The organism is Bradyrhizobium sp. (genome assembly GCF_027307225.1).
Lineage (GTDB): Bacteria > Pseudomonadota > Alphaproteobacteria > Rhizobiales > Xanthobacteraceae > Bradyrhizobium.
This window is the reverse complement of the sequence record NZ_DAHUXJ010000061.1, coordinates 1-6,328: the sequence shown is the minus strand read 5'-3', so window position 1 is coordinate 6,328 and position 6,328 is coordinate 1. Positions and strand designations below refer to the sequence as shown.

At 62.5% G+C, this 6,328-nt stretch carries 8 protein-coding genes; 2 read left to right on the top strand and 6 right to left on the bottom strand.

Features of this window, described 5'->3' with window-relative positions; translation table 11 throughout:
• The 3 genes from M6D32_RS10670 to M6D32_RS10660 form a co-directional block, all read right to left on the bottom strand.
• A partial coding sequence (locus M6D32_RS10670; RefSeq protein WP_298255868.1) for an alcohol dehydrogenase catalytic domain-containing protein occupies window positions 1-279 on the bottom strand: 279 nt, incomplete at its 3' end.
• Window positions 279-887: a 2-hydroxychromene-2-carboxylate isomerase gene (locus tag M6D32_RS10665; protein ID WP_298255867.1), complete on the bottom strand. Its 609-nt coding sequence runs from the start codon at window positions 885-887 to the stop codon at window positions 279-281. The genes M6D32_RS10665 and M6D32_RS10670, both read right to left, overlap by 1 nt.
• A gap of 208 nt (window positions 888-1,095) precedes the next feature.
• Window positions 1,096-1,800: a glutathione S-transferase N-terminal domain-containing protein gene (locus tag M6D32_RS10660; protein WP_298255866.1), complete on the bottom strand. Its 705-nt coding sequence runs from the start codon at window positions 1,798-1,800 to the stop codon at window positions 1,096-1,098.
• Between the two features lie 143 nt (window positions 1,801-1,943).
• On the opposite strand from M6D32_RS10660, the gene M6D32_RS10655 reads away from it, so the two are divergent.
• Entirely contained in the window at window positions 1,944-2,966 is a 1,023-nt protein-coding gene (locus M6D32_RS10655; RefSeq protein ID WP_298255865.1) for a methionine synthase, read from the top strand.
• A gap of 92 nt (window positions 2,967-3,058) precedes the next feature.
• Here M6D32_RS10655 and M6D32_RS10650 read toward each other — a convergent pair whose 3' ends face one another.
• From M6D32_RS10650 to M6D32_RS10640, 3 genes are all read right to left on the bottom strand, one after another.
• Window positions 3,059-3,700, bottom strand: a complete 642-nt coding sequence (locus M6D32_RS10650) for a hypothetical protein (protein WP_298255864.1) — start codon at window positions 3,698-3,700, stop codon at window positions 3,059-3,061.
• Between the two features lie 106 nt (window positions 3,701-3,806).
• Window positions 3,807-4,331, bottom strand: coding sequence for a xanthine phosphoribosyltransferase (gene gpt / locus M6D32_RS10645; protein ID WP_298255863.1), 525 nt, complete (start codon window positions 4,329-4,331; stop codon window positions 3,807-3,809).
• Window positions 4,332-4,353: 22 nt separating this feature from the next.
• Complete coding sequence (locus M6D32_RS10640) at window positions 4,354-5,091, bottom strand: molybdopterin-binding protein (RefSeq protein ID WP_298255862.1); 738 nt, start codon at window positions 5,089-5,091, stop codon at window positions 4,354-4,356.
• A 238-nt stretch (window positions 5,092-5,329) separates the two neighbouring features.
• Here M6D32_RS10640 and M6D32_RS10635 point away from each other — a divergent pair.
• A partial coding sequence (locus M6D32_RS10635; protein ID WP_298255861.1) for a circularly permuted type 2 ATP-grasp protein occupies window positions 5,330-6,328 on the top strand: 999 nt, incomplete at its 3' end.

Sequence of the window (6,328 nt, the reverse complement as noted above, 5' to 3'; positions counted from 1 at the left end):
GCCGTATCGCATCCGCACAATCACGCGATCGCCGACCGCAACGCCATTCGCGCCGCCGGAAATTTCGCTGACGAGGCCTGCGGCTTCCACGCCCGGCACGAATGGCAATTCCGGCTTGAGCTGATAGTCGCCGGCGACCATGAGGGTATCGGGAAAGTTGATGCCTGCGGCGCGAACGGTCACGCGGACCTCGCCTTCCTCAAGCGGCTTCGACGCAAACGTCTCCAGGCGCAACGCCTCGGGTGGCCCGAGTTCGCGGCAAACAACATGTTTCGGCATTAGGCCGCGCTCGCCTTTCGCCGCGTCAACGCATCGCGGAGCAGTGGCAGGCGGTCGTTGCCGAAATACATGTCGGTTTTGTCCAGGAAAATCGTCGGCGAGCCGAAGCCGCCACGCGCCATCACCTCGTCCGTATTGGCCTTGAGCTGATCCTTGACCTGTTGCTGGCCGATACCGGCGAAAAACTCCTTCGCATCGATGCCGCAGCGTTGGCACACTTCGGCCAGCACCGCATCCTGCGAAATGTCCTGATCCTCGCCCCAATAGATCTGGAACACCGTCCGCGCAAACGGCAGCATGTCCCTCCCAAGCCAGATGCAGCCGCGCATCGCTTTCACGCTGTTCACCGGAAACACCTTCGGCCGCATCAGGATGGTCAGCCCGGCAACGCGCGCCCAGTCCGCCATGTCCTTCTTGTCGTAGGCGATCTTGGCCGCTACCGGATTTTCACGCCGCGCGTAGACGCTGGGGTTGATGGTGTTGAAGATGCCGCCGACCAAAATCGGCCGCCAAGAGATGTCCTGGCCGAACTCCCGCGCCAAAGGCTGGATGTTGTGAAAGGCGAGATAGGTCCAGGGGCTCGAACAGTCGAAGAAGAGCTCGATCATGGTGGTTCCCTTTTTTCCTTCAATTATTCCGTTCCTCACCCTGAGGAGCGGCCGACAGGTCGCGTCTCGAAGGGTGGCCTCATGGTTCTCCCGGCAATACGAAGTATTGTCCGGTAGACGCGCAGTTTTGTTTGTGCCGTTCGCTAACGGCCTCGCTAAACTCGTCCTGCTCGGGCACACGCGCTCCTCACCATGAGGAGTGACATTCCTACTTCCTCTCCGTCATTTCCTTCGCGCGCGCGCCGAACATGTTCTTGCGCGCCTCCTCGTCGAACGGCTCCTTGACGAATTTGCCGATCGCAAGCCCCGCCTGCACCTGCGGCCGGGCGCGCACGGCAGCGTACCAGCGCTTGACGTTGGGATAGTCGTCGAGCGTAAAGCCTTGCGCCTTGTGCGTCATGGTCCAGGGGAAGCAGGCGATGTCGGCGATCGAATAGTCACCGCCTGCGACATAGGCGCCGGACTTGCCGAGTTGCGTGTCGAGCACATGATAAAGCCGCGCCGCCTCGTCGTGGTAGCGCTGGATCGCGTAAGGAATTTTCTCCGCCGCGTAGAGCGCGAAGTGCCCGTGCTGACCGAGCATGGGACCGAGCCCGCCCATCTGCCACATCACCCACTGGATCACGACCGAGCGCGCGCGCAAGTCCGCTGGCAGGAAGCGCCCGGCCTTGTCGGCGAGATAGATCAGGATCGCGCCGGTCTCGAACACCGAGAACGGCCCGCCGCCGTCGGGCGGATCGTGATCGACGATCGCGGGAATCCGGTTGTTCGGGCTGATCGCCAAAAACTCGGGCTTGAACTGATCGCCGGCGCGAATGTTGACGGGCTTCACCGTGTAGGGAATGCCGAGTTCTTCCAGCATGATCGAGATTTTCCAGCCGTTCGGCGTCGGCGCGTAATAGAGGTCGATCATGGGAATTCCGTGAGAGGGAGAGGAGAAGCCAATCCTACCCCCTGCTTTGGTTGCATTCCATAGCTGGAAATCCGATGTACCTCGCGCCCGGGACATGGCATTACAGCGGCCAACAAGCCAAAAACGTCAGAGGACACGCCCCAATGTTGTTTCCAACCACGATCGCCGGGTCGCTGCCCAAGCCTGAATGGCTCGCTGAACCGAACAAATTGTGGGCACCGTGGAAATCCCAGGGCGACGAACTCGCCCGCGCCAAGCGCGATGCGACCATTCTCGCGGTGAAACTTCAGGAAGACGCCGGCATCGACATCGTCACCGAGGGCGAACAATCGCGCCAGCATTTCGTCCATGGCTTTCTGGAAAAGATCGACGGCATCGACTTCGCCCACAAGGTCGAGATGGGCATCCGCAACGATCGCTACAAGGCGATGGTGCCGCAGGTCACAGCGCCGCTCAAGCTGAAGGGCCGCGTCCATGCGGATGAGGCTCGCGTCACCCGCACCCACACCACGCGCAAGATCAAGTTCACCATGCCTGGCCCGATGACGATCATCGACACCATCGCCGACCAATATTACGGCGACCGTGTCAAGATGGCGTTCGCTTTTGCCGAACTGCTCAACGAGGAAGCGAGGGCGTTGCAGGCCGACGGCGTCGACGTGATCCAGTTCGACGAGCCTGCCTTCAACGTCTACATGAACGAGGTCAACGAGTGGGGCATCAAGGCGCTCGAGCGCGCCGCGGAAGGCCTCACCTGCGCCACCGCCGTGCACATCTGCTACGGCTACGGCATCAAGGCCAACACCGACTGGAAGCAGACGCTCGGCAGCGAGTGGCGGCAATACGAGGAATTCTTTCCGTCGATCGCCAAGAGCACGATCGGCCAGGTCGCGATCGAATGCCGCAATTCGAAGGTGCCGCTCGAAATTCTCGGGCTCCTGAAAGGCAAGAAGATCCAGGCCGGCGTGATCGATGTCGCCAACGACAAGGTCGAAACCGCCGAGGACGTCGTCGCCGTGATCGAAGCCGTCGCCAGGGTCGTGCCGAAGAGCGACATCATCCCGACCACCAATTGCGGCATGGCGCCGATGCGCCGCGATATCGCCGAAGCCAAGCTGATGGCGCTCGGCGCTGGCGCGAAGCTGGCGCGCGAGAGGCTGGGGTGAAACCCTTCCTGTCATTCCGGGGCGATGCGAAGCATCGAGCCCGGAATCCATCTATCCTCCGCTCTGCGGCACCATGGATTCCGGGTTCGCTCTTACGAGCGCCCCGGAATGACGACTAACCAACTCTCCACACTCGGATGCAACACCGGCCGATAACCCGCGGCCATCGCCCGTACCGTTGAAGGCGGCGTCAACAGCCTTGCGTCCTTGAGGCTGCCCTTTGCCGCGCGATAGCCGGCAGGCGTCCACAACAGCGGTTGGCCTTTTACGATCAGAAAACTCTCTTCGCCCGCCTGCACCATCGCTCCATCCGGCAGTTTTGCAATCGGCATTGGCAAGGGATGCAGCTTCCTGGCCGAAGCCAGCCGCTCCCGGTGCAACACGGCATCCATGTCCGGCGCGAGCACGTCGCTCTTGCGGTTGCCCTTTTCCCAGGCGGCGCGAAAGCACTTGGCGTCTTCGCGCCGGCAATAAAAGCAGGGCCGATGTCCGGCCGCGAGCGACGTCGCCTCATCGAGAAAGAACAGCTCGGTCCAGCTGCGCCGCTGCCACACCGCGCGCCGGCGACCACGGAATTCCAGCACGCAGGCGATCCAGGCATGGGTTGACCAGCGCCGCCTCAGGATCGTCCGCGTCGCGGGATCGTGGATGATGCCGCGATTGCCGGTAAACATCCCGCGCTCAGGGATCGCAACGATCTCGCCGGTCGGCCGCACGCGGTTTTGCAGGGGCATGATTATCCCGCTCGCTCAATCGTCATTCCGGGGCGATGCGAAGCATCGAGCCCGGAATCTCGAGATTCCGGGTCCGCTCTTACGAGCGTCCCGGAATGACGAAACATCACGCCGCGCCGTCGCGGATCGGCGGCTGGAACGACAGCGCGGTGTCCCAGGGAAAGAAGATCCAGGTATCCTGCGACACCTCGGTGATGAAGGTATCGACCAGCGGACGTCCTTTCGGCTTGGCGTAGACGGTGGCGAAATGCGCATCCGGCAGCATGTCGCGCACCAGTCGCGCGGTCTTGCCGGTATCGACGAGGTCGTCGACAATCAGCAGTCCCTTGCCGGTGCCTTCGCCGAGCTTTTTGGTGTCGGCCGAGACGCCCTTGAGCACCTTTAGATCGCTCTGCCTGGTGTGATCATAGCTCGTAATGCAGACGGTATCGATGATGCGCACGCCGAGTTCGCGCGCCACGATCGCGGCCGGCACAAGACCGCCACGGGTGATCGCGATCACCGCATGAAACGGGCCGACGTCATTCAGCCGCCAGGTCAGCGCACGGCAATCGCGGTGAAACTGATCCCACGAGACCGGAAAGGCCTTTCCGGCGCGCTCCTGCGCACTCAGTTCCGGATGTTCCGCCATCGCACTTCCCTGCTCTCTCTGCTTAACGGGCCGCGTTCAATCCGGCCAGCATTTCCTTCACGGCGTTCATCGCAGCCGCAAGCTTTTCCGGATCGCGCGAACGCACCACCAGATTGGTGTTGGGCTTCTTGTCCTCGTCCATAAAGGGATAGCTGCCGATGATGGTGTCGGGATGGGCTTCCGCGATGGCGCGCAAGGGACCACCCACGTCGCCCTCGCGCGCGTTGGCGCGGACGCTGTCCGACAGCATCCGCACGCCGGACTTCAGCTTCGGCGCCACGATGTCCATCATCGCCTGCATGATGGTCGGCACGCCGGCCATCACGATGACGTTGCCGAGCTTGAAGCCGGGCGCGAGGATGGTCGCGCTCTGGATCAGTTCGGCGCCGTCGGGGATACGCGCCATGCGCAGCCGCGCCTCGTTGAGCTCCTGCTCACTCCAGCGCTCGCGAAACCGCGCCACCACGTCCGGATGGTGGTCGATGCCGACGCCGAACGCTTTCGCCACGCTGTCGGCGGTAATGTCGTCGTGGGTCGGCCTGATGCCGCCGGTGGTAAAGACATAGGTGTAGCGATGACGCAGCGCGTCCAATGCGGCGATGATCTCCGGTTCCTCGTCCGCGACGACACGCACTTCCTTGAGGTCGATGCCAATATTGGTGAGGTACTCGGCGATGAAGCCGATGTTCTTGTCCTTGGTCCGGCCGGACAGAATCTCGTCGCCGATCACGAGGATTCCAGCCGTGACGATCTCACTCATAACCTCTCCTTCAAAACCGCGCGTGCCGTTTGCTTTTGGTCCAATTCCGTTGGCCGGCCAAGGCCTTGATGCGGGAGCGGATTGTGCTGCGGAATTGAGCAGCTGCAAGCTGTTTTTTTGGCGGCCGCCCCCGCCGTTCCCGGCCAATGGTCCCGTCCCATCCATATCGCGCCAGGCGGAGCCTTGCCACCATCCCGTGAAGTCATGCACTGTAGCGTTGGAGGACGGTGGGAGATTCATGGCAGCTGCCTTCGATGAAATGAGCGGCTTGGGCGAAGACATTCGCCCGGCCTATCGGGAGCTGTCGCGCTGGCTGAAAGAGACGCCGCCGGACGCGCTGGAATATCGCCGCCAGGAGGCCGAGCTGCTGTTTCGCCGGATCGGCATCACCTTCGCGGTCTATGGCGACGCCGAAGCCCAGGAACGGCTGATCCCCTTCGATGTCATTCCCCGGATCATGTCGGCGAAGGAATGGACCGTCCTTGAAAAAGGGCTGAAGCAGCGCGTCAAGGCACTCAACTTGTTCCTGCGCGACATCTATCACGGCCGCGACATCCTGCGCGCCAATGTCGTGCCGGAAGATATGATCTTCCAGAACCCGGTGTTCCGCCCGGAGATGAACGGCCAGGATGTGCCGCACGACATCTACGTCCATGTCGCCGGCATCGACATCATCCGCACCGATGCCGAGAACTTCATCGTGCTGGAGGACAACGCCCGCACGCCGTCCGGCGTATCCTACATGCTGGAAAACCGCGAAATCATGATGCGGCTGTTTCCGGACCTGTTCGCCCGCCACCGCGTCGCGCCTGTGGAAAAGTACCCGGACGAACTGCTGTCGGCGCTGCGATCGGTAGCCCCGCTCAGCGCCGCCGCCGAGCCGACGGTGGCGCTGATGACCCCCGGCGTCTACAACTCGGCCTATTACGAGCACTCGTTCCTGGCCGACAAGCTCGGCATCGAGCTGGTCGAGGGCCGCGACCTCATCGTCAAGAACGACGAGGTGTTCATGCGCACCACCGAGGGCCTGAAGCGCGTCGACGTCATCTACCGCCGGGTCGATGACGATTTCCTTGACCCCCTCACCTTCCGCCCGGATTCCGCGCTCGGCGTGCCCGGGCTGATGTCGGCCTATGCGGCCGGCAACATCACGCTCGCCAACGCGGTCGGCACCGGCATCGCCGACGACAAGGCGGTCTATTCCTACATGCCGGACATCGTGAAATTCTATCTCGGC

Excerpts from the sequence above, each read along its gene's own strand:
- M6D32_RS10665 (WP_298255867.1), bottom strand. The coding sequence starts at position 887 with ATGATCGAGCTCTTCTTCGACTGTTCGAGCCCCTGGACCTATCTCGCC.
- M6D32_RS10660 (WP_298255866.1), bottom strand. The coding sequence starts at position 1,800 with ATGATCGACCTCTATTACGCGCCGACGCCGAACGGCTGGAAAATCTCG.
- M6D32_RS10655 (WP_298255865.1), top strand. The coding sequence starts at position 1,944 with ATGTTGTTTCCAACCACGATCGCCGGGTCGCTGCCCAAGCCTGAATGG.
- M6D32_RS10650 (WP_298255864.1), bottom strand. The coding sequence starts at position 3,700 with ATGCCCCTGCAAAACCGCGTGCGGCCGACCGGCGAGATCGTTGCGATC.
- gpt (WP_298255863.1), bottom strand. The coding sequence starts at position 4,331 with ATGGCGGAACATCCGGAACTGAGTGCGCAGGAGCGCGCCGGAAAGGCC.
- M6D32_RS10640 (WP_298255862.1), bottom strand. The coding sequence starts at position 5,091 with ATGAGTGAGATCGTCACGGCTGGAATCCTCGTGATCGGCGACGAGATT.